A 23,676-nucleotide genomic window follows, 5' to 3' on the forward strand; every position below is an offset into this window, starting at 1 on the left:
GCTCAGTCGTCGGCCGGTGCGCCGCCGAAGTCCTCGCGGACCGTGCTGATGTTCTGGTAGCCGATCCAGACCAGCGACAGCGCCAGTCCGACCAGCACCAGCGCGAGGACGATCTGGACGGCCACCGAGATGCGCGCGAAGATGCCCGCGCCCTCGGCGAAGCCGCCCTGGATGAACTGCTGGTAGAGGTTCTGGTACAGCGAGAGGTACAGCAGCGCACAGACGGTGATGACGGTCATCAGCGCCATCGGGACGCCCGTGCTGATGAGCTGCTTGTCGTCGTCCCAGTTGGCCAGCCAGACGGTTGCGGTCAGCAGCGCCAGCGCGGCCAGCAGCTGGTTCGCGCCGCCGAACAGCGGCCAGAGGCTCGCCCAGGAGCCGCTCGCGACCAGCGCGTACGCGACGAGACACTGGATGGCGGCGTTGCTGTAGCGGTTGATGCCGACCGACTGCACCTGCCGGACCGCCGAACTGCTGGCGTCCGGCGTGCCGACGATCTCCTCGGCCATGTACCGGCCCAGGCGGACCGCCGTGTCCGTCGAGGTCAGCAGGAAGCTCACGAGCACCAACGCCATGAACGGCGCGCCGACGCTGGTGGGGATGCCGAAGCTGGTCAGCATCACGCTACCGCCGGTCGCGAAGTTCGGCAGCGCACGACCGATGCCGCCGCCGGCGGTGACGCCCGCGATGGCGACGGTACCGAGCGCGACCGTGGCGAGGAGACCCTCGCCGAGCATCCCGCCGTAGCCGATGGCGCGGGCGTCGGTCTCCTTGTTCAGTTGCTTGGCCGTGGTGCCCGAGGACACCAGCGAGTGGAACCCGCTGATGGTCCCGCAGGCGATGGTGACGAACAGCAGCGGGAACAGCGGCAGCCCCGCGGTCCCCATGAAGCCGTAGTACGGCTCCAGCGAGATGGTCAGCGGCTGTGCGGAGGTGCCCAGCAGCGTGCCGACGATGACCGCGAGCAGCGCCCCGCCGACGCCCGCGTACAGCAGGAACGACGACAGGAAGTCACGCGGCTGGAGCAGTGTCCACACCGGCAGCACCGACGCGATGGCCGCGTACAGCAGGATGACCGGGATCCAGCCCGCCGTGTTGGCCCCCAGCGTCCCCGCGGCGGGGACGATCGAGGCGAGTCCGGACCCGAACAGGACGACGGTGCCGGCCGGATAGGTGCCGGCCTCGGCCGCCGGGAACAGCGCGACTGGGAACTCGATACCGACGAAGACGCCGCCGAAGACGGCCAGGACGAACACCGCCGTCCCGGGCAGGAACGGCAGGTCGAGCTGGTACAGGTACACCCCGAAGATCAGCGCGAGGGCGATGTAGACGAAACTCGCCGTCGCGGCCTGCGGGAAGGCGTTGAACACGATGGCGACCACGAGCGCGAACACCGCCACCACGAGGATGATCGTCAGGAACGCGAACCACAGTAGCATCTTCTTGCCCCGCTCCCCGACGTACTCCCCGATGATGTAGCCGATCGACTTCCCCTCGTGTCGGAGACTGCCCGACAGCGAGACGAAGTCGTGGACGCTCCCCATCAGCGGGTTGCCGATGGCGATCCACAGCAGGGCCGGCACCCACCCCCAGACGACGCCGGCCGTGATCGGGCCGACGATGGGTGCTCCCCCCGCGATACTGGAGTAGTGGTGTCCGAGTAACACGGGCTTTTTCGAGGGGACGTACTCCTGTCCGTCCTCGTACTTGTGTGCCGGTGTCTCGTTGTCGTCACTCAGCTCCACGAACTGTGCGAGGTATCGCGAGTATCCGAGATACCCGATGCTGAACGTGGTAAGCGTCGCCAGTACCAGCCAGAGCACTTGTACCATGGTAATGAACCTCGTCGTATGCAACACCCAAAAAGTATTTAATTATTATGGGTGATTGTGGCCGGAATGGACAGCCGGCTTGGCCCCGCCGGGGGACGGCGGTGTCCCGGCCTCCGGCGAACCGGGTCAGGTCGGGGGCGGTGACGCCGCGACGTCGATGTCGAGTTCGCCGGTCACCTCGTCCAGCAGCGACCCCTTGACCTCGGAGACGCGCTGCTCGATGACGGCGACGACCGGCTGGTCGAACTCCGTCCGGATCCGATCGAGACGCGCCTGTTCGGTCTCGTGGCGCTCACGGAGATACGTCGCCCCCCGCCCGGTCTCCCCCGCCTCGGGTTCGGGGGCGACCTTGTTGACGACGAGTCCGCCGACGGTGAGGCCGGCGTCCCGCAGGTCCTCGACCGCCCGGTGTGACTCCTCGATCGACAGTTCGTCGGGGTTGAGAACGAGGTAGAACACGGCGTCGTCGTGGAGGGTGCGGCCGGCGAACTCGAAGTTCTCCTTGCGCTCGGTGAGCCGCTCGATGATCGGGTCCTCTTTGAGCTTCTCGCGGGCCTCCGCGTCGCCGATGGCGGCCTTCTCGAACAGGTCGACGCTCTCCTTGCGCTTCTGCGTGAGCCGCTCGATCCACGACTCCAGGAACTCCGGCAGCGCGAGCAGGCGGAGCGTCCCGCCGGTCGGCGAGGTGTCGAAGATGACGCGGTCGAAGTCGTCGCTGTCCCGCATCACGTCGATGAAGCGGTCGAACAGCGCCGCCTCGTAGGCCCCCGGCGTCCGGTGGGCGAGTTCGATCTGCCGGTCGATCTCGTTGACGATCGCGGGACTCACCTGGTCGCTCATCGCCCGCTTGATCGACTGCATGTGGCGCTTGACCTCCTCGTCGGGGTCCAGTTCCATCGCCCAGAGGTTCTCGTGGCCGTCGACCGCCGTCGGGTCGTCGTCGAACTGCTGGTCGAACACGTCGGAGGTGCTGTGGGCCGGGTCCGTCGAGACCAGCAGCGTCCGCAGGCCGTCGCGGGCACACTTCAGCCCGTAGGCGCTGGAGACGGTCGTCTTGCCGACGCCGCCCTTGCCACCGAAGAAGACGAACTTGTTCATCGGTCAGAAGTGGTACTGCTGGCCCTTGCGTTCGAGCAGCGACTGGCGGTCCCACATCCGCCGCTCCCACTCGACGAACTCCTCCGTGAGGTACGGCAGGAGTTCGGCGGTGTAGTAGGAGACGGGACTGGGGATCCCGAAGGCGTCGGCGAAGCAGGCGAACATGAAGACGTCGGCGGTGTCCTCGGCCTCCTTCTCGATCTTCTCGACGGAGGGGTGTTCGATCATCCCGTGGTAGAGTCCGTGCAGCCACTCCTCGACCGCGTCCAAGTACGACTCGATTCTGTCGGCGACCGTCATGTGGAGAAGTACCACGCCTCGCGTACTTACGTGTTCTGACGGGTCAACAGGCACACCCGGTGGTGCCGGTCGATCGCTCGAACCGCATCTCGTCGCCGCAGGTCGGGCAGTCCGGCGGGGCCTCTCCCTCCACGTCCACGTCGCGGACCCGTTCGCCACAGTCGTCACACCAGTACGCGCCCTTCGACTCCTCGTCGGTCACGTCGCCGCGGTTGGTCGACTGCGTGGAGGCCTGCAGGACCTCCCTGACCGTGCCGATGATACTCATACTCCGGCTTACTCCCGAACTACGCATAAACGTTCGTGCAGGTCTGTGTCGACGGCACACGACCGCACCGGTGCCGGCGGGTCAGTCGTGGGCCGTCGCGAGCGCGTCGAGGAGCCGGTCGAGTTCCCCGCTCCGCTTCCAGGCCGCGACCCGGTCGGTCACGCCGGGGAGGGGCAGTCCGAGACTCACCGTCGACCGCGCCGTCACCTCGCTGCCGTGGTCCCGCGGCTCGTAGGTCAACGTCGTCTCCATCGACTCGAAGGGTCCCTGCTCGCCGACCTGCCGGTAGCGGACGCCGTGCTCGCGGGCCGTGAACGCGAACACGACCTCGACGCCGCCGGCCCGGGCGACGACCCGGTGGCCGTCGTCGGTCGCCTCGGTCGACACGACCTCGAAGGTCCCCTCGTGGTCGATCACGGTCGCCGGGGCGAGCGCCCGGTCGAGTTCGGCGGGCGTCGCCGCGACGAACCGCGTCCGTTCCACCTCGCGCATAGACGGGTCGTCGCGGGCGGACGGCATAGGGCTACCGAACGAGCAACGGCAGCGCGAGCGCGGCGACGGCGAGGAAGCCGGCGACCATCCCGTAGAGCAGGCGACCCATCCGGGCCTCGGCCGGCACCTCACCGCGCAGGGTCGGATGCGCGGTCCAGACGTAGCGGTAGTAGGCGGCGGCGGCCGTCGCGACCGACACCACTCCGGCGACGACGAGCGACAGCGGCAGCGAGGCCCCGAGTTCCATCACGTAGATGGGGCCAAAGGAGAAGCTCACGGTGAACCCGAGGGCGCTGACGACGAGGAAGGGGACGGGGTCGACCGGGGTGCCCTCTCGGTTGTGGAGCATCGATGTGACGTACGGCCGCGACCGATATGAACCCCGTCGTTTCAGTTTGTTGCCAACGATCGACCCGTACAGATAAGCCGGTGGGTCGTGCAGGACCCGTATGGCATCCGATGGGGACATCCGCGTCCTGTTGGTCCTGGACCTGCTGCTGTCGCTTGCGTTCAGTACGGTCCTCGTCTGGGGACTGGACTTCGTCGGCCTCGCGGAGTTCACGGTCCGGAGCGTAGCGACGACGGCGATCGGTCTCGCGGTCCTGACGTACCTCCTCGTGTTGCGCTGAGGCTACTCGCGCAGCCAGTCGGGGTCCGGCCGCGGCGGGCTGAACACGTCGATCGCCAGCAGCGTCTCGTCCCCGCGGTTCTCCGCGGCGTGGACCTCGTGGCTCTCCAGCCAGTAGGACTCGCCCGGGCCGACGGTGACGGTGTCGTCGTCCAGCACGAACGTCTGCTCGCCCTGGTAGACGAACCCCACCTGCTCGTGGTGGTGGTCGTGTTCGGGGACGCGGCTCCCCGGCTCCATCCGGAGGTGCTGGATGCTCATCTCGTCGCCGGCGGCCAGCTGTGCGAGGTGGACGCCCGGTTCGACCTCGACCTCCTCGCCAGCCGGTGCGGTGGTGGTCTCCATACCGTCCGCAGGGTGTCCGACGGCAAAACTGTGTGGCCCGGCCGCGGCCTCGCCCCGCCGGGACCGGCGGCGTGACCGATCGCCGGCGGTTCACGAGTGTCGGAAGATATAGGGGCGTCCGTCCCGCACTCAGCGAATATGGCCGACACGGGTCGCAAGCGGCCGTGGCTCGCCGCCGCCCTCGCGTTCGTCTACCCCGGACTGGGGCACGTCTACCTGCGGGAGTGGTTCCGGGCCGTGCTGTGGTTCGGGCTGGTCATCAGCACGACCACGCTGCTGGTGGGCGACGAGGTCACCGAACCGCTGGACTCCGGCGTCACGCTGGACGCGCTGCGGGCGGTCTACCAGAACCTGCCGACGGTCGCGACCGTCGCGCTGCTGGCGCTGACCGTCCTCAGTATGGTCGACGCCTACTGGATGGCGACCCGCGAGAACCGGATGGCCGACATCGTCGAGGGGGACAAGTGCCCCAACTGCGGGAAGGAGCTCGACGAGGACCTGGCGTTCTGTCACTGGTGTACGACGGACCTCGAACAGTACCGCACCGAGCAGTGACGCCGTGACACGCGAGGACCGGCGGCGCTGGCTGCTCGTCGGCGTCGCCGCCGCGGTGATGGGTGCCGCCGGGACCTACCAGTTCGTCTGGACGACCGTCAGCGGTGTCGTCGGTGTCCGCACCGGGGCCTCGTCGGCCCAGTTGGGGACGGTCTTCACCGCGTTCGTGGTCGGACAGACGCTGGTCCAGCTCCCGGCCGGACGCGTTCGGGACCGGTACGGTCCCCGGCCGGTGATGGTGGCGGCCGCGGTCGGGCTGTTCGCCGGCTACGCCGGGCTCGCGCTCGCGGACGCGGTCGCGACCGCGACGCTGGCCTACGCCGTCGGCGGGCTGGGCAGCGGGAGCGCCTACACCGTCGCCGTCAACACGCCGGTCAAGTGGTTCGACGACCGGCGCGGGCTGGCGACGGGCGTCGTCACGATGGCCTTCGGCGGCGTCAGCGTCGTCGTCATCCCGGCCGTCGGCGGGCGGGTCGCCGGGGCGTACGGCGAGACCCTGCTGGCGCTCGGTGCCGTGGTCGGTGTCGCCGGCCTCCTGGGCGCGGCCCTGCTCCGGGACCCCGACGGCGAGACGGGTCCGAGCAGCGGAGCGGAGACGAGCGACGACGCTGTCGAGGCAGACGGTGGGGCCGCAGTCGGCTGGCGCACCGTCGTCGGCACGTGGCAGTTCTGGGTGTTCTTCGGCGTGATGACGCTCGTCAACGGCGTCGGCCTGATGCTCATCGGCCGGTCCGTCGGCTTCACGAGGGGGCTGGGCCTGTCGTCGGGGACCGCCACCACCGTCGCCTCCGCCGTCGCGCTGGCCGACGCCGCCGGCATCGTCCTGCTGGGCGGGCTCTCCGACCGCTTCGGCGGCGAACGGACCGTCGGCGCGTCGCTGCTGCTGTGTGGCGGGGCGCTGGGCGGGGCCGTCCTGCTCGGCGATCGCGGGTTCGCACTGCCCTTCGTCGTCCTCGTCGCGGCGACGGCGTTCTTCCGGAGTCCCGCCTTCGCCGTCGTCCCGTCGCTGGTCGGCGACTACTACGGTCGGGCACGCTCCTCCGAGAACTACGCGCTGGTGTACGCCGCGAAGGTGCCCGGCGGCGTCTTCGGCGGGACCGTCGCCGGCGTGCTGGTGGCCCGATACGGGTGGGTGCAGTCGTTCGCCCTCGGTGCGGCGCTGCTGGTCGTCGCCGGGGCCGCGTCGCTGACGTTGCGAGCGCCCGAGAACGTGGGTCGGTAGCCGCCGGGACCGCCCTACTTCTCGATGATGCTCTCCTCGATGCGCTCGCCGAAGTGCGTCGCCGTGTCCTCGTAGTGGACGAGGATCTCGTCGCCGGGTTCCAGGTCGGTGACGGCGGTCCGGCCGTCGCGGGTGTGGACCTTGATGGTCTCGGCGTTCTGCAGCAGCGTCTCGATGCGGTCGCCGCCGTCGGTCTCGGCCTGGACGCGGAACATCGGGCGCTTCTCGATCTTCGCGCGGCCGACGATGGCCTCCCGGGTGTGGCCCTGGTCGTCGACGACCTGGACCTCGTCGCCGGACTGCAGTTCCGAGAGGTACTTCGTGCCGCCGTCGGGCGTGCGGACGTAGGCGTGGACCGCGCCGGCGTTGACCCGGAACGGCCGGGAGGCGACGTAGGGCGACTCCGCGGTCTCGGCGTGGACGAAAAAGAGGCCGCGGGCCATCGACCCGACGAGCATCCCCTCGTCGTGTTCCATCAGGTTGCCGGTGTCGATACAGACCCGGTCGGCCGAGCCCGTCTGCTCGACCGCCGTGACCTCGGCGTACTCCAGGTCAAGCTGCTCGCGGCCCACGTCGTCGCGGACCTCGACGGTCTTGCGGATCTCGTCGACGTCGTCGGTGTCCAACAGGACCCCGTCGGCCCCCAACTCGAGCGTCTCGTAAGCCGTGCGTGCGTCCTCGGCGGTGCGGACGCCGGCGATGAGGTCCGTCTCGTCGCCGACGCGGGCGATGAGGTTCTCCAGCGGGATGATCTGCCAGTCCTCGGCGACGACGATCGTGTAGTCGGCCTCGGCCGCGACGGCCTCGGCGAAGGCCTCGTAGTCCTCGTCGTAGATGCGGATGTAGCCGCCGTCGGGACCGGCCCCGTTCTGCCGCAGGGCGGAGAGGTCAGCCGACCCGGAGAAGTCCGAGGGCAGGTCGACCGTGCCGTCGCCCTCGCCGTCCTTGCCGACGATGGTGGCGTCGGCGTCGGAGTCGTCGCCCTCGGCGTCCATCACGTGGACGTCGCCGTTCGAGAACGCGGCGACGTCGACCGCGCCGAGGTCCCGGACCCGCTCGACGTCGGCCTCGTCGACCAGGACCCAGTCGACGCCGGCCTCGAGGCCGGCGGTGATGCGCCGCTTCCGTGTCTCCCAGTCGCCGACCTCGCCGTCGGCTTTGAGCCACACGCTTCGTGTCATGGCCCCACGTCCGCGACGCCGGGGCTTGAACGTGGCGGAAGCCCGTCCCCGAGATTCAGTGATGAGAATTGCGCCGATAGAAATATCAACAGTACTGACAAACATCTCAACCACTACCGGGGAGGGCCTGATATGTCAACCACGACTGGACACGTGTTCGCAGTGGCCGGGGCAAAGGGCGGCGTCGGGAAGACGACGACCAGCATCAACTTGGGGGCCGTGTTCGCCGACACGGGACACTCGGCGGTGACCGTCGAGATGGACCTCGCGATGGCGAACCTCGTCGACTTCCTGGACGTCGACGTCGACGTGTCGTCGGCGACGACGATGCACGACGTGCTCGCCGGAACCGCAGACCCCGCGGCGGCGGTCTACGAGACCGGAACGGGACTCGACATCCTCCCCAGCGGGACGGAGCTCGCCGGGTACGCCGACACCGACCTCTCGAACCTCCCGGGCGTCGTCGAGGGGTTGCGTGCGCGCTACGACGTCGTGATCCTCGACACGCCCGCGGGCCTGAGCGAGGAGACGCTGCGCCCGCTCCAGCTCGCCGACGAGACGCTGCTGGTCTCGACCCCGCGGGTGGCCTCCATCCGGAACGTCCGGAACACGATGGAACTGGCCGACCGGGTGGGGACCGACGTCCGCGGGCTGGTGTTGACCAAGTCCGGGACCGGCGCGTCGCCCGGGGCCGACCGCATCGCCGAGTTCCTCGACGTCGAGCTGCTCGGCCACGTCCCGGAGGACGAGGCCGTCCCACACGCCCAGGACAGCGGCGACCCGGTCGTCGTGAACGCGCCCAACAGCGGCGCTGCCCACGCTTATCGGAAAGTCGCGGGAAAGCTCCGCGGCGAGGACGACCCGGGCGTCGAACCGGACGCCCGGACGGACGAGTCGGAGACGACGCGGACCTCGGCGACGGGCGAGTACCGACGGACGGACGGCCCGGTCGCGGAGACGCTCGGGGACCGCGGCCAGCCGCCCGGGGCGGAGGTGAGCGCGGAGACGGACGGTGGCCCCTCGCGGACGGTGTCGACTGCTGCCGGTGACGCCGCTTCGGGCGACCGGCGTCGCGACGGCCGACGCGAAGCCGACGACCGCGACGACGGCGGGTTCACCTGGGTCGGCGAGTCGAGTGTGGCGACGGACGACGTGGTCGACGACCCCCCGGGTACCGACGACGCGTCCGGGGACGGCCCCTCCCCGTCGGCGACCGCCGAAGCGGCGCGAGATGACCCCCCACCGGATGCCGGGAGGTCCGAACCGGGGGCTCACCCGAGCGAGAAGCGGCGAAGCGACGGCGAGCGGTCCGATGGCGAGGAGGCGGCGGCCGGGAACGAAGCCACCTCGCTCGGGGCGCGCGTGCGGTCGCTGTTCGGGTTCTAGACCTCGACGGCCAGCCCCGCGTCGTGCAGGGCCTCGTCGGCCTCGGCGTCGCCGTGGACGACGCTGGCGACGGCGTGAGCGATGGCCTCGGGGTCCTCGTGCTGGAAGATCGACCGACCCATCGAGACGCCGGCCGCGCCGGCGTCCATCGCGCCCCGGACCATCGAGAGCGTCTCCTCGTCGGTGCCTTTCGACCCGCCGGCGATGACCACCGGCAGCGAGGTGGACTCGACGACGTGCTGGAAGCTCTCGGCGTCGCCGGTGTAGGCCGTCTTGACGACGTCGGCCCCCAGTTCCTCGCCGAGCCGGACGGCGTGACCGACGTACTGCTCGAAGTCGTCGCCGTCGGGGTCGATGTCCGGCCCGCGAGCGTAGGTCATCGCCAGGACCGGCAGGCCGTACCGCTCGGCCTCGCTCGTGACCCGCGAGAGCCCCTCGATCTGCTCGCGCTCGTACTCGCTGCCGACGTTGATGTGGAAGGAGACGGCGTCGGCACCGGCCCGGATGGCGTCCTCGACGGTGCCGGTCGGTCGCTTGTCCTCCTCGTCCGGCCCGATGGTCGTCGAGCCGTTGATGTGGGCGATGTAGCCCGCGCCGTTCTTGTTCGGGTGGACGCGGTCGGCGATCCCGCGCTGGGTGAGTACCGAGTCCGCCCCGCCCCGCGTGACGGCGTCGATCGTCGATTCGATGTCTTTCAGTCCCGTCACCGCTCCCATCGTGATCCCGTGGTCCATCGGAACCACGACGTACTTCCCGTCTGTCCCGAGGCGTTCGAGCCGTGCGCGTGTCCCTGTGTTCATGATATGCGACTGTGTGGCAAGAACGATTATGGGCGTTCCGGTTCCGGCCGTTCTCCGGCCCCCCGGAGCGCGCCCTCCTTCAGTTCGCGGGCCTTCTCCTCGAGGCGGTCGGCGACGGCGTCGGCGGGGTCGTCGTTTTCCTCGCCCTCGGCGACGATGTCGACGAGCGCGGAGCCGACGATGATCCCGTCCGCGCCCGCGGCGACGATGCGCTCGGCGTGGTCGCCGGTCTTGATGCCGAAGCCGACGGCCTTGGGGACGTCCCAGTCGGCGACGCGGGCCAGCGACTCCTCGGTCGCGTCGTCGACGTCGTCCCGGGCACCCGTGACCCCGAGGCGGGACTGGACGTAGACGTAGCCCGACACCTGCTCGCGCATCCGGTCGAGCCGGTCGCCCGTGGTCGTCGGCGCGACGATGAACACCAGGTCCAGCCCGAACTCGTCGCAGGCCTCCCGCAGCGGCCCGGCCTCCTCGGCCGGCAAGTCGACGACGACGAACCCCTCGATGCCCTCCGCGGCGGCCCGCTCGACGAACGGCCGGGGGCCGGCCTCGTCGCCGTACTGGTAGACGAGGTTGTAGTAGGTCATACAGACCAGCGGCACGTCCACGTCGAGGTCCGAGACGAACTCGAAGTACCGCTCGACGGTCATCCCCGCGTCGAGCGCCCGGACGATGGCGCTCTGGATGGTCGTCCCCTCGGCGATCGGCTCGGAGAACGGGAGGCCGAGCTCGATGACGTCGGCCCCGCCGGCCGCCAGCGCCTCGACGTACTCCAGTGAGGTCTCGTAGTCCGGATCGCCGGCGGCGAGATAGGGGATGAACGCCGGCTCGTCGTCGAACACCCGCTCCAGGCCCATCAGAGGCCACCCCCACCGAAGCGGTTCAGGATAGACATGTCCGGCGCGATGTCCAGATCACGCTTGCTCGTCTCCTCGACGACCGTCTCCAGGTCCTTGTCGCCGCGGCCCGAGACGTTGACGACGAGGGTGTCGCCGAGCTCCTCGTAGTTCTCGTCTCGCGGCTCCGCCGCTCGACCGTCCGTGGCGGTTCCCGCCACGCTCTCCAGATAGCCGAACGCGTGAGCCGTCTCCAGGGCCGGGATGACGCCCTCGTCCTGCGAGAGGCGGTGGAACGCCTCGAGCGCCCTGTCGTCGTCGACGTTGACCGGCGTCACGCGGCCCTCGTCGACGAGGTGGGCAAGCTCCGGGCCGACGCCGGCGTAGTCCAGGCCCGCCGAGACGGAGTGGGACTCCATGATCTGGCCGTCGGAGTCCTGCAGGAGCTTCGTCCGCGCGCCGTGGAGCACCCCTTCGTCGCCCGTCGACAGCGTCGCGGAGTTGGGCGCGACGCCCTCCGCCTCGTCCACTGTCAGCGACGACCCCCCGGCCTCGACGGCAACGAGGTCGACCGACTCGTCGTCGACGAACTCCGCGAACGCCCCCATCGTGTTCGACCCCCCGCCGGCACAGGCCAGCACGGCGTCGGGGAGCCCGCCGGTCTGCTCGATGGCCTGCTCGCGGGCCTCCTCGGAGATGACCGACTGGAAGTCCCGGACCATCTTCGGGAACGGGTGCGGGCCGACGACGCTGCCGATGACGTAGTGGGTGTTCTCGACGGTGGTCGCCCAGTCCCGCATCGTCTCGGAGATGGCCTCCTTCAGGGTCCCGCGGCCGACCGTGACCGGGTTCACGTCCGCGCCGTTGATCTTCATCCGGAAGACGTTGGGCCGCTGGCGGGCGATGTCAGTCTCGCCCATGTATATCTCGCAGGGCATGTCCAGGTGGGCGGCGGCCATCGCCGTCGCGGTGCCGTGTTGCCCGGCACCCGTCTCCGCGATGATGCGCTCCTTGCCCATGTACTTCGCCAGCAGCACCTGTCCGAGGGCGTTGTTGAGCTTGTGAGCCCCGCCGTGGAGCAGGTCCTCGCGCTTGAGGTAGACGTCCCTGTCGTACCGCTCGGAGAGCTGCTCGGCGTACTGCAGCGGCGTCGGCCGCCCGCCGAAGTCCGCCAGCCGGTCCCGGAACTCGTCCATAAAGCCGTCTTCGTTGTGCAGGACGTACCGCTCGTAGGCGTCGGCCAGCTCCTCGATGGCCGGCATCAACGCCTCGGGCACGTACTGTCCGCCGTACTCGCCGAACTTGGGGTCGTGTGCGTCGTCAGTGCTCATGTCTCTGTGTCCGCAGTCGTCTCGGCGTCCACCAGTCGCCGGGTGTTCGCCGTCACGTTTGAGTCGCCGCCGTGGTCCATGATGGCCGAGCCGACCAGCAACGCGTCGGCACCGGCCGCCCGCATCCGCGCCACGTCGTCGGGTGTCTCTATGCCGCTCTCCGCAATGAGGGTGACGCTCTCCGGGGCCGCCGTCGCCGCCTCGGGGAACGTGTCCAGGTCGACCTCGAGTCTCGTCAGGTCGCGGTTGTTGATCCCGACGACGTCGGCACCCGCCGCGACCGCGCGCTCGACCTCGGCGGCCGTGTGGGCCTCGACCAGCACCTGGAAACCGCGCTCGCGGGCGGCCGCCACCAGGTCTCCGAGGTCGTCGGTCCCGTCCTCCGCCAGGAACCGGGCGATCAGCAGGACCACGTCGGCCGCGACCACGTCCAGCTGGGCCTCGTGGAGGACGAAGTCCTTCCGCAGGACCGGCACGTCCACCGCCTCTCTGATCCGTTCGAGCGCCGCGGCCGAACCGCCGAAGTGGTCGGGCTCGGTCAGGACCGACAGCGCCGCCGCGCCGCCGTCGACCATCCGCTCGGCCAGCTCGACCGGATCGTCGACGCGCTCGCCGTCGGCCGTCGGGCTGGTCGGCTTGACCTCCGCGATCACCGGCACTCGTCCGTCCGCCTCCGCGGCCGCGAACGCCGCCGGCAGCGAGCGGGCGTCGACCGAGACGCGCTCGCGGCCACCGCCGCGCTCGTGGGCCGCTTCGAGGATCGACTCGACCGCGTCCGCCATCCCCGTGTCCGATTCCATTACTGAACACTAACGTACAGAAGTGTACATAAGTGTTGTCGTCCGGACAGAGGAATCTTGAAGGGGCGACCCGCCGACTCACCCGTTATGGACACGCCCACGGCGGACGCGGGCATCTACGCGCGCGACTCGGCGTATCTCGACTGTCACGTGCAGTTCGGCGAGGCCGGCGACAGGATCATCTCTCTCTCGTTCCCCGACCAGCCCGACCCCGACAGCGGCGACGACCACCCGCTGTTGGACCGCATCGAGGACTACCTGGGCGGCGTCGAGGACGGCTTCGACGACGTGACCGTCGGGCTGACCGTCCCGACCGACCAGCGCCGGGTGCTCGAGGCGGTCCGGGAGATCCCCTACGGCGAGGAGGGGACGGTGGCGCAGGTCACGCGGATGGCCGACATGGACCCCGACGAGTCCGAGGACCTGACCGCCGTCCGGGAGGCGCTGGCGGCCAACCCCGTCCCGCTGTTGATCCCCGACCACCGTGTCCGGGACGGCCCCAGCGCCGCCCCGCCGCCCGTCGAGCAGAAACTCCGGGCCGTCGAGGGGCTCTAGAGCCGGTCGACGCCCAGCCCCTCGTGGACGACCAGTTCCAGCGCGTTCACGAGGTAGTGAGCGACGACGACGGCCAGCAGGCTGTCGGTCACGACGAACAGCGCGCCCAGCCCCGCGCCCAGCGCGCCGGTGACGACGATCCCGACCGTCCCCTGCGCGCCGTGGCCCAGGCCAAAGGCCACCGAGGCGACGACGACCATCGCCCACGCGGGCGCGCCCAGGCCCGCGACGGGGACGCCGATGGCGGCGGCGCGGAAGAGCAGTTCCTCCACGACGGCGATCAGCGGCAGGATCGCCCCGAGCAGGAGCAGCCAGCCGCCGGGCGAGTCCGGGGCGAGCAGCCCCCGCAGCGACTCGTCGAACGCGACGCCGAACCCCTCGGCCACCGAGGCCGCCGCCTCGTTGCCCAGCCAGAAGCCGACGCCCGCCCCGACCCCGACGGCGACGGCCGGCGGGCCCGTCGAGAGCGGCGTGGGTGCGACGCCGAGCGCGGCGGGCGGGATGGCGAAGTAGAACGCGCCGGCGACGACGAGGACGCCGAACAGCCCCTGCGTGAGCGCGACGTTGGCCAGCAGCGCGCCCGTCGAGAGGGCGTCCGGTTCGAGCTGGCGTTCGAGGTGCCGGCGGCGACGCGCGGCCTCGGCCGTCTCGAACCGGGGGATCGTCGGGTCGCCCGTGCCGCCGTCGCGCCGGAGTCGGTCCGCCTGTGTCGGCGACACCGACGGCCCGCGGTCGTCGGCCGAGAACTGCCGCTGGGAGAGGCGTGCGAGCGCGAGCAACGCCGTCAGAAGGAGTCCGGTCAGGCCGACGAACGCGGCCCACCGGGGCATCCGCTTACTGCGGGCTCGGACTGCCGCTGCCCTGACGACCGACCTCGTGGTCCAGCGCCTTGCCGGTGATGGACTTGAGGCGGTCGACCAGCGAGTCCTTCTCGGGCTCGCCGGCCAGGGCCACCTCGAGGACCTCCGAGATGTGCGAGACTGGCACGATCTCGATCATCTCCTCGTACTCCTCCTCGATCATCACGTCCTGCGTGTTGGCCTCGGGGATGATCACCGTGTCGAGGCCGGCCTTCGCGGCCGCCTCGATCTTGTGGGTGACGCCCCCGACCGGGAGCACGTCGCCCCGGACCGACAGCGAGCCGGTCATGGCGATGTTCTGCTCGACGGGGACGTTCTCCAGCGCGCTGATGACGGCGGTGGCGACCGTGATGGAGGCGGAGTCGCCGTCGACGCCGCCCTCGCCGGCCTGGACGAACTGGATGTGGACGTCCTTCTCGGAGATGTCCTCGTCGCTGAACTTCTTGATGATCGCCGAGACGTTCTGGACGGCCTCCTCGGCCATCTCCTTCAGTTGACCGGTGGCGATGACCTCGCCGGGGCCCTGCGAGGGCGTGACCTCCGCCATCACGGGGAGGACGATGCCGCTGTCCTCGCCCATCACGGCGAGGCCGTTGACGCGGCCGACGACGCCGCCCTCGTTGACGGTGAGCTCGTAGTCCTTCCGGCGCTCGATGTAGTTGTCCGCGAGCTGTTGCTCGATGGAGCGGGAGCGCCGCTTGGCCTGGAGCACGTCCTCACGCTCGGTGAACTCCTTGTCCTCGGCGCGGGCGATGTCGCCCGCGACCCGGACCAGGCCACCGAGGTCACGGAGCTTCAGCGTGAGGTGGCCCTTCCGGCCCGCGCGTCGGCGGGCCTCGAGGATGATCTCCTCGATGGCGTCCTCCGTGAAGTGTGGCAGGCGGCCGTCGTTGTCGACCTCCTGGGCGACGAACCGGGCGTACTTCCGGCGCATCTCCGGCTCGTCCTCGATGGTGTCGTCCATATACACCTCGTAGCCGTACCCCTTGATACGGCTCCGCAGCGCCGGGTGCATGTTCTCCATCGCGTCGAGGTTCCCGGCCGCGATCATGATGAAGTCACAGGGGACCGGCTCCGTCTGGACCATCGCGCCCGAGGAGCGCTCGGACTGGCCCGTGATGGAGAACTCGCCCTCCTGGATGGCCGTCATCAGCTTCTGCTGGCTGCGGATGTCGAGCGTGTTGATCTCGTCGACGAACAGCACGCCCTTGTTGGCCTTGTGGATCGCCCCGGGCTCGACGCGGTCGTGGCTGGGCGTCTCCATCCCGCCGGACTGGAACGGGTCGTGGCGGACGTCGCCCAGCAGCGCGCCGGCGTGAGCGCCGGTGGCGTCCTCGAAGGGGGCGACCTTCTGGTTCGCGTTGTTGACCAGCAGGTTCGGGATCATCGCGTCGCTGCCACGGGAGCCGTAGCGGAAGGCCAGGTAGATGACACCGGCCGCGAGGATGCCCAGCAGGATCTGCTGGACGATGATCAGCGAGTAGCCGATGACGATGGCGATGATGATCCACATCAGGAAGGTCCGCATCTGGTTGCGCTTGCGGGCCTCCTCCTTGTGTGCCTCGACGATCTGTTCGCCCTTCCCGCTGGGGACGGTCCGGACCTTCGGCTCGTTGCCGTCGTCGGGGTTGTGGTAGACGAGGACGTCTTGGAGTTCCTCGCGCGGGAGCAGCTGACTCATCGCCTTCGCCAGCATCGACTTGCCCGTCCCGGGCGAGCCGATCATCATCACGTGGCGGCGCTGCTTGGCCGCCTTCTTCACGACGTCGCGGGCGTGGTCCTGCCCGATGACCTGGTCGACCAGCCGCTCGGGCACCTCGATGTCGCCGGTGGAGTCGATGTCGAGGCCGCCGAGGATGTCCTCCTCCTCGTCCTCGATGTCCGAGTCGGTCTCGACCTCGACGTCGCTTCCGAGAGTCGTGTCCGACGAAGCTCCGTTGCCGGACGGTTCGTCGACCGAGGGCTGCTCCTCGGGCTCGCCGTGCCCGTCGGAGCCGGGGGACTCGTCCGCCGGGTCCTCCTCGGCGTCGGCCGCCTCCCGGCCCGCGTCGGGAGCCGCGTCAGGTTCGTTGTTGTCGCTCATACAAACGTTGCTAACAGTCTGTGGGAGGGACTGTCGACTGATATACTTTCTCCCCGCGTCCGGGCTTGCCACGCACCCGTAACCGCCCGATAGCGGGCGTGTCGTGACGTGGCGACCGCGGGCGAACCGCCCGTCGTCGGGTTTATCAAACGGCCAATCGCACACCCTGTATGCGCGGGTTCTACATCGGCCGCTTCCAGCCCTACCACGACGGCCACCACGCGATGGTCGAGCGCATCGCGGACGAGGTGGACGAACTGGTGTTGGGCATCGGCAGCGCAGACGACTCTCACACGACACACGACCCGTTCACGGCCGGCGAGCGTATCATGATGATCACGAAGGCCGTCTCCGAGTTCGACCTGACCACCTACGTCGTCCCGCTGGAGGACATCAACCGCAACGCCGTCTGGGTGAGCCACGTCGAGAGCATGTGTCCGGCCTTCGACGTCGCCTACTCGAACAACCCGCTCGTCGTCCGCCTGTTCGAGGAGGCCGGCATCGAGGTCCGACAGTCCCCGATGTTCGACCGCGACCGGCTGGAGGGCAGCGAGATCCGCGAGCGGATGATCCGGGACGCGTCCTGGCGGGACCGGGTGCCTGACCCGGTCGTCGAGACCATCGAGGAGATCCACGGCGTCCAGCGGCTCCAACACGTCGCCGAGAGCGACGCGATGGAGCGGTACGCCGCCGAGGGCGAGGAGATCGGCGACGCGACCGACGGCGAGGAGCCATGATCACGCTCAGTTCCGACTTCGGGTCGCCGTACCCCGCGGCGATGCGGGGCGTGATCCTCCAGCGGACCGACGCCCGCGTCGAGGACGTGGCCCACGACTTCCCCCGTCAGGACGTGCGGGCGGCGGCCTTCTGGCTCACCCAGACGCTGCCGTACTTCCCGCCGGCGGTCCACTGCGTCGTCGTCGACCCCGGCGTCGGCACCGACCGGGACGCACTGGTCGTCCGGGCCGGCGACCACGCGATCGTGGCACCGGACAACGGTGTCGCGCTCCCGGCCGCACGCGAACTGGCCGACGAGGTCGAGGCGTTCGTCTGGGACTACGAGGAGCCGGCGAGTACCACCTTCCACGGGCGCGACGTGTTCGCGCCCGCGGCCGCGGCCGTCCACGAGGCCGGCGTCGACGCCGTCGCGGGGATGGCCGGGACCGAGCGGACCGACGACCCGGTCGACCTGCGGTTCCCCGACCCGGAGGTGACCGGCGACGTCGCCCGGGGCGAGGTCCTGGTCGTCGACGACTTCGGCAACGCCGTCACCAACGTCCCGGGGTCGTTCCTCGACGGGGCGTTCGGCGACACCGTCGCGGTCGACGGCGAGAGGGTACCGGTCCGCCGGGCCTACGCCGCCGTCGACGCGGACGAGCGGCTCGTCACCGTCGGCAGCCACGGCAACGTCGAACTCGCGGTCAACCGCGGCCGGGGCGACGAGGCGTTCGGCGTGACGGCCGGCGACGGCGTCGAACTGACGCGCTGAGGTGACGACGTGGGCGGCGTGGCGGCCGCCGGAATGATTTAGGCAGTCCTAAAACCGACACGTTTTTGTGTTTTAGGGCTGCCTAAACACATAGACGCCGGGCGACCGACGGCGCACACGACAACGGAGGTGACACACAGGCCAACGGCGAGTCCCAGCATCGCTCGACCACTTCCGCGGCGGCGGCGACCGTGGGCGTCACCGGCCGGTCCGACCGGACCGGCCCCGCCGCCGCACCACGAGTCCCGACTCGTGTCTGTCCCTTCCTCGGCCCCGCACGGGGCCACTCATTCCGTTACCAGTTCGACGGCCAGTTCCTCGACCAGCAACAGGAGGTTGTAGGTGACCGTGACGAAGACGCCGACGGCGACGAACCCGACCAGCACTCGCTCGCCGGGCACGACCTCGATGAGCCGGTCCACGCCCAGCAGGGTCCCACCGGTGGCGACGATGTGGACCGTCGAGACGACGAGCGTCGACGGGCTGTCGGAGGGACTGACCTGCTCCGAGATCCCGCCGACGGCGAGGACGGCGAGCGTACCGAACCCCAGCAACGCCCCGCCGACGAACCCCATCGCCTGTCGCACGCCGGGGATGCCGAAGGCGTCGATCAACAGCGCTCCGCTCCCCCAGACTGCCAGAGTGTAGCCGTAGGCCTCCGACTCCGACGCGACGTTCGCAGCCAACCGCCTCCGCGGGTCCATCGAGCGGGGGTTCTCAACGGACCGGCTAAAAACCCCGTCCGACATCTGCCGGGCGAGCGCTGGTGGCTGTAAGTACGTACAGAGATTCGCCACCCCGGAGCGGCGAATTACTTCGGTTTGTTACAGCCACCAGTATCAGCCCAGGAGGCCGAGCAGTCCGAGCACCCACCGGACGACCTCGGAGCCGGCGAACAGCGCCCCCTCGGCGCGCGAGAGGACGCGCCCGGTCCACAGCGCGGCGACCATCAGGACAGAGACGGCAAGCAGCCACGCCAGCGTCTCCAGGGCCGCGCCGCCGACCGCGAGCGGGCGCACGACCGCCGCCACACCCAGGATCCCCGTGACGTTGAAGACGTTCGACCCGACGACGTTGCCGACCGAGACCCCGAGACTCCCCTGCCGGATCGCCACGAGCGAGACGGCGAACTCCGGTGTCGAGGTCCCCGCCGCGACGATGGTCCCCCCGATGACCCACTCCGAGACGCCGGCCCCACGAGCGAGCGCCGAGGCCGCGACGACCATCGCGTCCCCGCTCACGAGCACGACGGCGAGTCCGACGAGGAGGAAGACGACGTTGCGCCCCCGAAACGTCAGCCGGTCGAGTGCCGACGCGGCCGTTCCGCCGTCCGGAGTCGGCGGTGACTCCCCGGCTGCGGCCGGCCGGTTGGTCCGGAGCAACACCGCCGTGTAGCCGGCGAACAGCGCCGCGAGCGCGATCCCCTCGATCCGCGTGACTCGACCGTCTAGCAGGGTGAGCCCACCGACGACGGTGCTCGCGAGCAGCGCCACCCCGTCGCGGTGGACCAGCGACTTCGCGATCGGGACGACCCGCACCAGCGAGACGACCCCCAGGATGAACGCGAGGTTGTAGACGTTCGACCCGAGGACGTTGGCGACCGCGATGTCGCCCAGGCCCTTGAGGGCGGCGTCGACGGAGACGGCCAGCTCCGGCGTGGAGGTCCCCATCGCCACGATCGTCAGTCCGATCGTGAGCTCGGAGAGCCCGAACCGCCGGGCCAGGCGGACGGCGGCGTCCACCAGGAGTCGCGCGCCGATCCACAGCCCCAGCACCGACACGACGACGACCCCGACCTGGAGGACCGGTCCCTCTGTGACCATCGTTCACTCCGAGTGCGGTCAGCGTGTCAATCAAGCTTCGGGTCGAGGCGGTGCCGTCGCTGGCCGGGCGGGTCGAAAGAACGGGTGTTCGGGAACGGGACCGCTTACTCCGAGGAGATGACGTCGTCGATGCGGACGATCATCGTGGCGGCTTCGGTCGCGGAGTCGATGGCCTCCCGCTTCACGGCGGCGGGGTCGAGGATGCCGTACTCGACGGGGTCGGCGATCACGCCCGTCTGGCCCTCGCTGATGACGCCGGCGATCCCCTCGCGCTCGTGCTCGGAGCGGAGGTCGACCAGCGCGTCGATGGCGTCGAGGCCGGTGTTCTCGGCGAGCGTGCGGGGCAGCACGTCGACGGCGTCGGCGAAGGCCTCGACGGCCAGCTGCTTGCGGCCCTCGATGGAGGCCGCCTCCGAGCGGATGTGGTCCGCGATGGCGATCTCCGTCGCGCCGGCACCGGGGACGACGCCGCCCTCGTCGAGCGCGGCGACGACCACGTCCAGCGCGTCCGTCAGGGCGCGCTCGATCTCGTCGACGACGTGGTCGGTCGAGCCGCGGGCGAAGACGGTGACGCTCTTGGCGTCCTCGCCGCCCTGGATGAACGTGACCTCGTCGTCGCCGTGTTTCTCGACGCGCAGGCTCTCGACGGAGCCCAGCGCGTCCTCGGTCAGGTCGTCGACGGAGCCGACGCGGGTGGCCCCGGTCGTCTCGACGATGTCCTTCGCGGTCGAGGAGTCGACGCTCTCGAAGGCGAGCACGCCCTCCTTCGCGAGGTGGGAGGCGACGCGGTCCGCGATGTCCTCGGTGACGAAGACCACGTCGGCACCGGACTCGACGACGGCCTCGGCGTAGCCGCGCAGCTCCTGCTCCTCGGCGTCCAGCGCGGCGTTGAGCTGGTCGACGTTGGTGACGTTGTACTCGGCGTCGACGTTGCTCTCGCGGACGTCGAGTTCGGCGTCCAGCACGGCGACGCTGGCGTCCTCGACCGACCGAGGCATGTTGTCGTGGGCGGGCGTGTCGTCGACGATGACGCCCTCGACCAGTTCGGTCGCGGAGGTGGCCGCGCCGGTCTGGGTGTGGACCTCGATGTTGTCGCGGACGACGCCGGCGTCGGTGTTGGCGTGCCGGACCGCCTCGACGACGACGTCGGCCAGGCGCTCGGCGTCGACGTCGCCGGTGCCCTTGCCGGTCATCGAGGACTCGGCGACCTCGACGAGCGTGTCGTCGTCGAGGTCGACGTCCAGGACGGACTCGTCGATGGAGTCCTGGGCGAGCTCCGCGGCCCGGGCGTAGCCCTCGACGATGGTCGTCGGGTGCACGTCGTCGTCCAGGAGGTCCTCGGCCTTGGCGAGCAGTTCGCCGGCCAGGACCGAGGCCGTGGTCGTCCCGTCGCCGACCTCGTCCTCCTGGGTCTCCGCGACCTCGACGATCATCTGTGCGGCCGGGTGCTCGATGTCCATCTCCGAGAGGATGGTCGCGCCGTCGTTGGTGATGACGACGTCCCCGTCGTCGGAGACGAGCATCTTGTCCATACCGCGGGGACCGAGCGTCGTCCGTACGGACTCGCTGACGGCCTTTCCGGCGGAGATGTTCGACGACTGTGCGTCCTTACCCTGTGTGCGCTGGGCGTCCTCGTCGAGAATGAAGAGGGGCTGGCCGCCCATGCGTCGCTGGCCAGATGACATAGCTGTGTAACCTCACCTAAACCATCGTAAGCGGTTCTATATAAGTCTTTCTAACGGCGCGAGCCGCGCGCGGTCGATCACCCCGCCGGCGAGCGCTCGAAACCGCCAGCCGGAGGGGTCACGCCGCCGCCGATCGACCCGTGGGGCGTGTGACGCGATACCAGGCCTCGGCCGACCGGTTATACCGGACGGGACCGCGTGGACCCGCGGAGTCTTGTCGCTGCACCCGTAACCGGAGCCTATGGAGGAACGAACGGGTCGGTTCCGGGTCTATCGGGTGGTCGAGTCCGTCCCGCACCTGAACTTCTTCGACACGGACGCGACCCGGCTCTACACCGTCTACCAGTCCGGCTACGGCGACCGGCAGGACCGGATCGACGCCCTCCGGACGGGCGACCTCGTCGAGGCAACGCTGGCCGGCGACCCGGAGGACGCCGACGAGGCGTGGTCGATCCGCTCGCTGGAGCGGGTCGGCGGCGTCCGGATGCACTTCGCCGTCGACGCCGATCCGCCCGCAGTCGCCGCCGACCGCTGGGAGGCGGGGCTGCGCGAGCCCGCGGCGGCACCCATCGAGGCCGACGGCGAGGCGGTCGGCGTCGCCTGCGTCCAGCCGCGGGACCCGCTCCCCGGCGGCACCTTCGTCCCGAGCGTCCTCACCGGGCTGGTGCCGATGGAGGAGACGCTGGCGGACCTCCCGACCGTCGGCGGCGCGGCCGGCGACGCGCTGTTCGTCGACCCGGACCCGCCGGACGCCGACCACTTTTCCCGGCCCTACGGCGTCGCGCTCTTCTTCCGGGCCGACGCGCCCGGCGCGGACGCCGCGCTCGCGGAGTACCTCGACCGCTACGGCGTCGACCCCGACGGGGACTCCCGGCCCGACCACGACCCCTACGGCATCTAGGCGGTGAGCGCGACCGGCACGGGGACGAAACAGAGCAGCCCCAGCAGGAGCGTCACCGCCGCGACCGCCTGGCGGCGACGCCCGACCGAGCTGTCGTCCAGCGGCGTCGGCGAGCCGACGCGGCCGAAGGCGACCGTCAGGAGCCCCCAGAACGCCCACAGGGCCGCCGCCTGGCCGCCCTCGAAGACGTACAGGTAGCCCGCCAGCCCGAACAGCGCGACGGGGACCGCCACCTGGACGACCCGCATCCAGTCGCCCAGCAGCGACCGCGCGACGTGGGCCCCGTCGAGCTGGCCGACCGGCAGGAGGTTCAGGAAGGTGACGAACGCGCCGACCCACGCGCCGACGACGACGGGGTTGGCCATCAGCGTCGGGTCGGCGTAGGTCACCTGCTCGCCCACCAGCGCGGCGACCCCGCGCAGGAGCAGCGGGTAGCCCAGCTCGATCTGCGTCCCGACGCTGCCGGCCACCCGGACCGGCTCCAGGGTCACGCCGACGGCGGTGACGCCGACGGTGGCGACCAGCCCCGCCAGCGGCCCCGCGACGCCGATGTCGAACATCGCCCGCCGGCTCGGCATGTTGTCCCGCATCCGGATGACCGCCCCGAGCGTCCCGACGGCGTTGAACGGCAGCGGGATGAAGTACGGCAGGCTCGCCTGTACGCCGTGGTACCGGCTCAGCGCGTAGTGACCGAACTCGTGGACCGCGAGGATGCCCAGCACTGCGGCGGCGAAGGGCCACGCCCCCAGCAGGCTCGCGGGGTCCCGCAGGACCGGCAGGCCGTACCACCGGCTGCCGGCGAACAGCGTCGACAGCAGCGTCGCCGCCGCCAGGAGGATGTTCGTCCACGGGACGCCGTCGACGCCGAGCGACCGCTCCGTGGCGACGAGGACGTGCTCGCCCATCTGCTCCTGCAGGCGGACCCGGTAGCCCCGCTGCCGGAACGCCGGTGCCACGGCCCGGAGGACCGTCTCGCGGTCCCCCGCCGGCTCCCCGTAGTAGCGGACGCCGTCCTCGGTGTCGGTCTCCACCTCGTACACCCGGAAGGCGTCGGCGAGTCGCTCCGGGTCGGGCAGGTCGGCCGGAACTGACTGCTGGGCCATCACCCGAGTTTGGGGCTCCAGCCGTTTGAGTGCTACCCGCGCGGGAGCGCGGTCCCCCGCTCCGGCCGGGCGGCGACAGAAGGGTCGGGCGTGACTGGGCGTC

Annotated in this window: 26 protein-coding genes; 8 read left to right on the forward strand and 18 right to left on the reverse strand. The window is 70.2% G+C overall.

The window, feature by feature from the left end:
• Window positions 1–2 precede the first annotated feature (2 nt).
• The 6 genes from P0592_RS12230 to P0592_RS12255 form a co-directional block, all read right to left on the reverse strand.
• Complete coding sequence (locus tag P0592_RS12230; RefSeq protein WP_276271174.1) at window positions 3–1,832, reverse strand: carbon starvation CstA family protein; 1,830 nt, start codon at window positions 1,830–1,832, stop codon at window positions 3–5.
• A 126-nt stretch (window positions 1,833–1,958) separates the two neighbouring features.
• Complete coding sequence (locus P0592_RS12235) at window positions 1,959–2,930, reverse strand: ArsA family ATPase (protein ID WP_276271175.1); 972 nt, start codon at window positions 2,928–2,930, stop codon at window positions 1,959–1,961.
• Window positions 2,931–2,933: 3 nt separating this feature from the next.
• Entirely contained in the window at window positions 2,934–3,230 is a 297-nt protein-coding gene (locus P0592_RS12240) for a DUF7990 family protein (protein ID WP_276271176.1), read from the reverse strand.
• Between the two features lie 43 nt (window positions 3,231–3,273).
• A complete protein-coding gene (locus P0592_RS12245) occupies window positions 3,274–3,498 on the reverse strand; it encodes a hypothetical protein (RefSeq protein ID WP_276271177.1) in 225 nt (74 codons plus the stop codon).
• An 81-nt stretch (window positions 3,499–3,579) separates the two neighbouring features.
• A complete protein-coding gene (locus P0592_RS12250) occupies window positions 3,580–3,990 on the reverse strand; it encodes an SRPBCC family protein (RefSeq protein ID WP_276271178.1) in 411 nt (136 codons plus the stop codon).
• A 31-nt stretch (window positions 3,991–4,021) separates the two neighbouring features.
• Complete coding sequence (locus P0592_RS12255; RefSeq protein WP_276271179.1) at window positions 4,022–4,339, reverse strand: hypothetical protein; 318 nt, start codon at window positions 4,337–4,339, stop codon at window positions 4,022–4,024.
• A gap of 100 nt (window positions 4,340–4,439) precedes the next feature.
• Between P0592_RS12255 and P0592_RS12260 the strand changes: the two genes are divergently transcribed.
• Window positions 4,440–4,619, forward strand: coding sequence for a DUF8107 family protein (locus P0592_RS12260; protein ID WP_276271180.1), 180 nt, complete (start codon window positions 4,440–4,442; stop codon window positions 4,617–4,619).
• A gap of 2 nt (window positions 4,620–4,621) precedes the next feature.
• Here P0592_RS12260 and P0592_RS12265 read toward each other — a convergent pair whose 3' ends face one another.
• On the reverse strand, window positions 4,622–4,963 hold the full coding sequence (locus P0592_RS12265) for a cupin domain-containing protein (protein WP_276271181.1): 342 nt from the start codon (window positions 4,961–4,963) through the stop codon (window positions 4,622–4,624).
• A 138-nt stretch (window positions 4,964–5,101) separates the two neighbouring features.
• Between P0592_RS12265 and P0592_RS12270 the strand changes: the two genes are divergently transcribed.
• Together P0592_RS12270 and P0592_RS12275 are read left to right on the forward strand one after the other, a co-directional pair.
• Complete coding sequence (locus P0592_RS12270) at window positions 5,102–5,518, forward strand: DUF7575 domain-containing protein (protein WP_276271182.1); 417 nt, start codon at window positions 5,102–5,104, stop codon at window positions 5,516–5,518.
• Between the two features lie 4 nt (window positions 5,519–5,522).
• The gene (locus P0592_RS12275; RefSeq protein ID WP_276271183.1) at window positions 5,523–6,740 is read left to right on the forward strand and encodes an MFS transporter; all 1,218 of its coding nucleotides are present in this window, start codon (window positions 5,523–5,525) and stop codon (window positions 6,738–6,740) included.
• 14 nt (window positions 6,741–6,754) lie between these two features.
• Here the strand turns inward: P0592_RS12275 and P0592_RS12280 are convergent, their stop codons facing one another.
• Complete coding sequence (locus tag P0592_RS12280) at window positions 6,755–7,921, reverse strand: 3-dehydroquinate synthase II (RefSeq protein WP_276271184.1); 1,167 nt, start codon at window positions 7,919–7,921, stop codon at window positions 6,755–6,757.
• 132 nt (window positions 7,922–8,053) lie between these two features.
• Here P0592_RS12280 and P0592_RS12285 point away from each other — a divergent pair, with 132 nt between their 5' ends.
• Window positions 8,054–9,307 carry a P-loop NTPase gene (locus P0592_RS12285; protein WP_276271185.1) on the forward strand — a complete coding sequence of 418 codons (1,254 nt, stop codon included), beginning with the start codon at window positions 8,054–8,056 and terminating at the stop codon, window positions 9,305–9,307.
• Here P0592_RS12285 and P0592_RS12290 read toward each other — a convergent pair.
• The 4 genes from P0592_RS12290 to trpC are packed head-to-tail and all read right to left on the reverse strand — an operon-like array spanning window position 9,304 to window position 13,074.
• Window positions 9,304–10,107 (reverse strand): 2-amino-3,7-dideoxy-D-threo-hept-6-ulosonate synthase, encoded by an 804-nt coding sequence (locus P0592_RS12290; RefSeq protein ID WP_276271186.1) that lies wholly within the window; start codon window positions 10,105–10,107, stop codon window positions 9,304–9,306. The two genes, P0592_RS12285 and P0592_RS12290, sit on opposite strands and share 4 nt — an antisense overlap.
• Before the next feature lie 26 nt (window positions 10,108–10,133).
• The gene (trpA, locus tag P0592_RS12295; RefSeq protein WP_276271187.1) at window positions 10,134–10,964 is read right to left on the reverse strand and encodes a tryptophan synthase subunit alpha; all 831 of its coding nucleotides are present in this window, start codon (window positions 10,962–10,964) and stop codon (window positions 10,134–10,136) included.
• The gene (gene trpB / locus P0592_RS12300; protein ID WP_276271188.1) at window positions 10,964–12,274 is read right to left on the reverse strand and encodes a tryptophan synthase subunit beta; all 1,311 of its coding nucleotides are present in this window, start codon (window positions 12,272–12,274) and stop codon (window positions 10,964–10,966) included. Before trpB ends, trpA begins: the two co-directional genes overlap by 1 nt.
• Window positions 12,271–13,074: an indole-3-glycerol phosphate synthase gene (trpC, locus tag P0592_RS12305; protein WP_276271189.1), complete on the reverse strand. Its 804-nt coding sequence runs from the start codon at window positions 13,072–13,074 to the stop codon at window positions 12,271–12,273. Before trpC ends, trpB begins: the two co-directional genes overlap by 4 nt.
• Window positions 13,075–13,161: 87 nt before the next feature.
• Between trpC and P0592_RS12310 the strand changes: the two genes are divergently transcribed.
• Entirely contained in the window at window positions 13,162–13,629 is a 468-nt protein-coding gene (locus P0592_RS12310; protein ID WP_276271190.1) for a methylated-DNA--[protein]-cysteine S-methyltransferase, read from the forward strand.
• Here P0592_RS12310 and P0592_RS12315 read toward each other — a convergent pair.
• A complete protein-coding gene (locus tag P0592_RS12315; protein ID WP_276271191.1) occupies window positions 13,626–14,459 on the reverse strand; it encodes a CPBP family intramembrane glutamic endopeptidase in 834 nt (277 codons plus the stop codon). The two genes, P0592_RS12310 and P0592_RS12315, sit on opposite strands and share 4 nt — an antisense overlap.
• A gap of 4 nt (window positions 14,460–14,463) precedes the next feature.
• The gene (lonB, locus tag P0592_RS12320; protein WP_276271192.1) at window positions 14,464–16,572 is read right to left on the reverse strand and encodes an ATP-dependent protease LonB; all 2,109 of its coding nucleotides are present in this window, start codon (window positions 16,570–16,572) and stop codon (window positions 14,464–14,466) included.
• Window positions 16,573–16,742: 170 nt separating this feature from the next.
• On the opposite strand from lonB, the gene P0592_RS12325 reads away from it, so the two are divergent.
• Window positions 16,743–17,309, forward strand: a complete 567-nt coding sequence (locus P0592_RS12325) for a nicotinamide-nucleotide adenylyltransferase (protein WP_276271193.1) — start codon at window positions 16,743–16,745, stop codon at window positions 17,307–17,309.
• On the forward strand, window positions 17,306–18,061 hold the full coding sequence (locus P0592_RS12330) for an SAM hydrolase/SAM-dependent halogenase family protein (RefSeq protein ID WP_276271194.1): 756 nt from the start codon (window positions 17,306–17,308) through the stop codon (window positions 18,059–18,061). Before P0592_RS12325 ends, P0592_RS12330 begins: the two co-directional genes overlap by 4 nt.
• Window positions 18,062–18,348: 287 nt before the next feature.
• On the opposite strand, the gene P0592_RS12335 is transcribed toward P0592_RS12330, so the two are convergent.
• The 3 genes from P0592_RS12335 to thsA form a co-directional block, all read right to left on the reverse strand.
• Window positions 18,349–18,765: a hypothetical protein gene (locus P0592_RS12335; protein WP_276271195.1), complete on the reverse strand. Its 417-nt coding sequence runs from the start codon at window positions 18,763–18,765 to the stop codon at window positions 18,349–18,351.
• A 135-nt stretch (window positions 18,766–18,900) separates the two neighbouring features.
• Window positions 18,901–19,884 (reverse strand): calcium/sodium antiporter, encoded by a 984-nt coding sequence (locus P0592_RS12340; RefSeq protein WP_276271196.1) that lies wholly within the window; start codon window positions 19,882–19,884, stop codon window positions 18,901–18,903.
• Between the two features lie 104 nt (window positions 19,885–19,988).
• Window positions 19,989–21,548 carry a thermosome subunit alpha gene (thsA, locus tag P0592_RS12345; RefSeq protein WP_276273936.1) on the reverse strand — a complete coding sequence of 520 codons (1,560 nt, stop codon included), beginning with the start codon at window positions 21,546–21,548 and terminating at the stop codon, window positions 19,989–19,991.
• Between the two features lie 262 nt (window positions 21,549–21,810).
• On the opposite strand from thsA, the gene P0592_RS12350 reads away from it, so the two are divergent.
• The gene (locus tag P0592_RS12350; protein WP_276271197.1) at window positions 21,811–22,470 is read left to right on the forward strand and encodes a hypothetical protein; all 660 of its coding nucleotides are present in this window, start codon (window positions 21,811–21,813) and stop codon (window positions 22,468–22,470) included.
• Here P0592_RS12350 and P0592_RS12355 read toward each other — a convergent pair.
• Window positions 22,467–23,573 (reverse strand): site-2 protease family protein, encoded by a 1,107-nt coding sequence (locus P0592_RS12355; protein ID WP_276271198.1) that lies wholly within the window; start codon window positions 23,571–23,573, stop codon window positions 22,467–22,469. The two genes, P0592_RS12350 and P0592_RS12355, sit on opposite strands and share 4 nt — an antisense overlap.
• Window positions 23,574–23,676: the final 103 nt, after the last annotated feature.

The organism is Haloarcula litorea, from assembly GCF_029338195.1.
Taxonomy (GTDB): domain Archaea; phylum Halobacteriota; class Halobacteria; order Halobacteriales; family Haloarculaceae; genus Haloarcula; species Haloarcula litorea.

Excerpts from the sequence above, each read along its gene's own strand:
- lonB (WP_276271192.1), bottom strand. The coding sequence starts at position 16,572 with ATGAGCGACAACAACGAACCTGACGCGGCTCCCGACGCGGGCCGGGAG.
- trpA (WP_276271187.1), bottom strand. The coding sequence starts at position 10,964 with ATGGGCCTGGAGCGGGTGTTCGACGACGAGCCGGCGTTCATCCCCTAT.
- P0592_RS12350 (WP_276271197.1), top strand. The coding sequence starts at position 21,811 with ATGGAGGAACGAACGGGTCGGTTCCGGGTCTATCGGGTGGTCGAGTCC.
- P0592_RS12265 (WP_276271181.1), bottom strand. The coding sequence starts at position 4,963 with ATGGAGACCACCACCGCACCGGCTGGCGAGGAGGTCGAGGTCGAACCG.
- trpC (WP_276271189.1), bottom strand. The coding sequence starts at position 13,074 with ATGGAATCGGACACGGGGATGGCGGACGCGGTCGAGTCGATCCTCGAA.
- P0592_RS12355 (WP_276271198.1), bottom strand. The coding sequence starts at position 23,573 with ATGGCCCAGCAGTCAGTTCCGGCCGACCTGCCCGACCCGGAGCGACTC.
- P0592_RS12285 (WP_276271185.1), top strand. The coding sequence starts at position 8,054 with ATGTCAACCACGACTGGACACGTGTTCGCAGTGGCCGGGGCAAAGGGC.
- trpB (WP_276271188.1), bottom strand. The coding sequence starts at position 12,274 with ATGAGCACTGACGACGCACACGACCCCAAGTTCGGCGAGTACGGCGGA.
- P0592_RS12315 (WP_276271191.1), bottom strand. The coding sequence starts at position 14,459 with ATGCCCCGGTGGGCCGCGTTCGTCGGCCTGACCGGACTCCTTCTGACG.
- P0592_RS12250 (WP_276271178.1), bottom strand. The coding sequence starts at position 3,990 with ATGCGCGAGGTGGAACGGACGCGGTTCGTCGCGGCGACGCCCGCCGAA.
- P0592_RS12240 (WP_276271176.1), bottom strand. The coding sequence starts at position 3,230 with ATGACGGTCGCCGACAGAATCGAGTCGTACTTGGACGCGGTCGAGGAG.
- P0592_RS12230 (WP_276271174.1), bottom strand. The coding sequence starts at position 1,832 with ATGGTACAAGTGCTCTGGCTGGTACTGGCGACGCTTACCACGTTCAGC.
- P0592_RS12280 (WP_276271184.1), bottom strand. The coding sequence starts at position 7,921 with ATGACACGAAGCGTGTGGCTCAAAGCCGACGGCGAGGTCGGCGACTGG.
- P0592_RS12245 (WP_276271177.1), bottom strand. The coding sequence starts at position 3,498 with ATGAGTATCATCGGCACGGTCAGGGAGGTCCTGCAGGCCTCCACGCAG.
- P0592_RS12270 (WP_276271182.1), top strand. The coding sequence starts at position 5,102 with ATGGCCGACACGGGTCGCAAGCGGCCGTGGCTCGCCGCCGCCCTCGCG.
- P0592_RS12260 (WP_276271180.1), top strand. The coding sequence starts at position 4,440 with ATGGCATCCGATGGGGACATCCGCGTCCTGTTGGTCCTGGACCTGCTG.
- P0592_RS12310 (WP_276271190.1), top strand. The coding sequence starts at position 13,162 with ATGGACACGCCCACGGCGGACGCGGGCATCTACGCGCGCGACTCGGCG.
- P0592_RS12235 (WP_276271175.1), bottom strand. The coding sequence starts at position 2,930 with ATGAACAAGTTCGTCTTCTTCGGTGGCAAGGGCGGCGTCGGCAAGACG.
- P0592_RS12290 (WP_276271186.1), bottom strand. The coding sequence starts at position 10,107 with ATGAACACAGGGACACGCGCACGGCTCGAACGCCTCGGGACAGACGGG.
- P0592_RS12340 (WP_276271196.1), bottom strand. The coding sequence starts at position 19,884 with ATGGTCACAGAGGGACCGGTCCTCCAGGTCGGGGTCGTCGTCGTGTCG.
- thsA (WP_276273936.1), bottom strand. The coding sequence starts at position 21,548 with ATGGGCGGCCAGCCCCTCTTCATTCTCGACGAGGACGCCCAGCGCACA.
- P0592_RS12335 (WP_276271195.1), bottom strand. The coding sequence starts at position 18,765 with ATGGACCCGCGGAGGCGGTTGGCTGCGAACGTCGCGTCGGAGTCGGAG.
- P0592_RS12325 (WP_276271193.1), top strand. The coding sequence starts at position 16,743 with ATGCGCGGGTTCTACATCGGCCGCTTCCAGCCCTACCACGACGGCCAC.
- P0592_RS12255 (WP_276271179.1), bottom strand. The coding sequence starts at position 4,339 with ATGCTCCACAACCGAGAGGGCACCCCGGTCGACCCCGTCCCCTTCCTC.
- P0592_RS12330 (WP_276271194.1), top strand. The coding sequence starts at position 17,306 with ATGATCACGCTCAGTTCCGACTTCGGGTCGCCGTACCCCGCGGCGATG.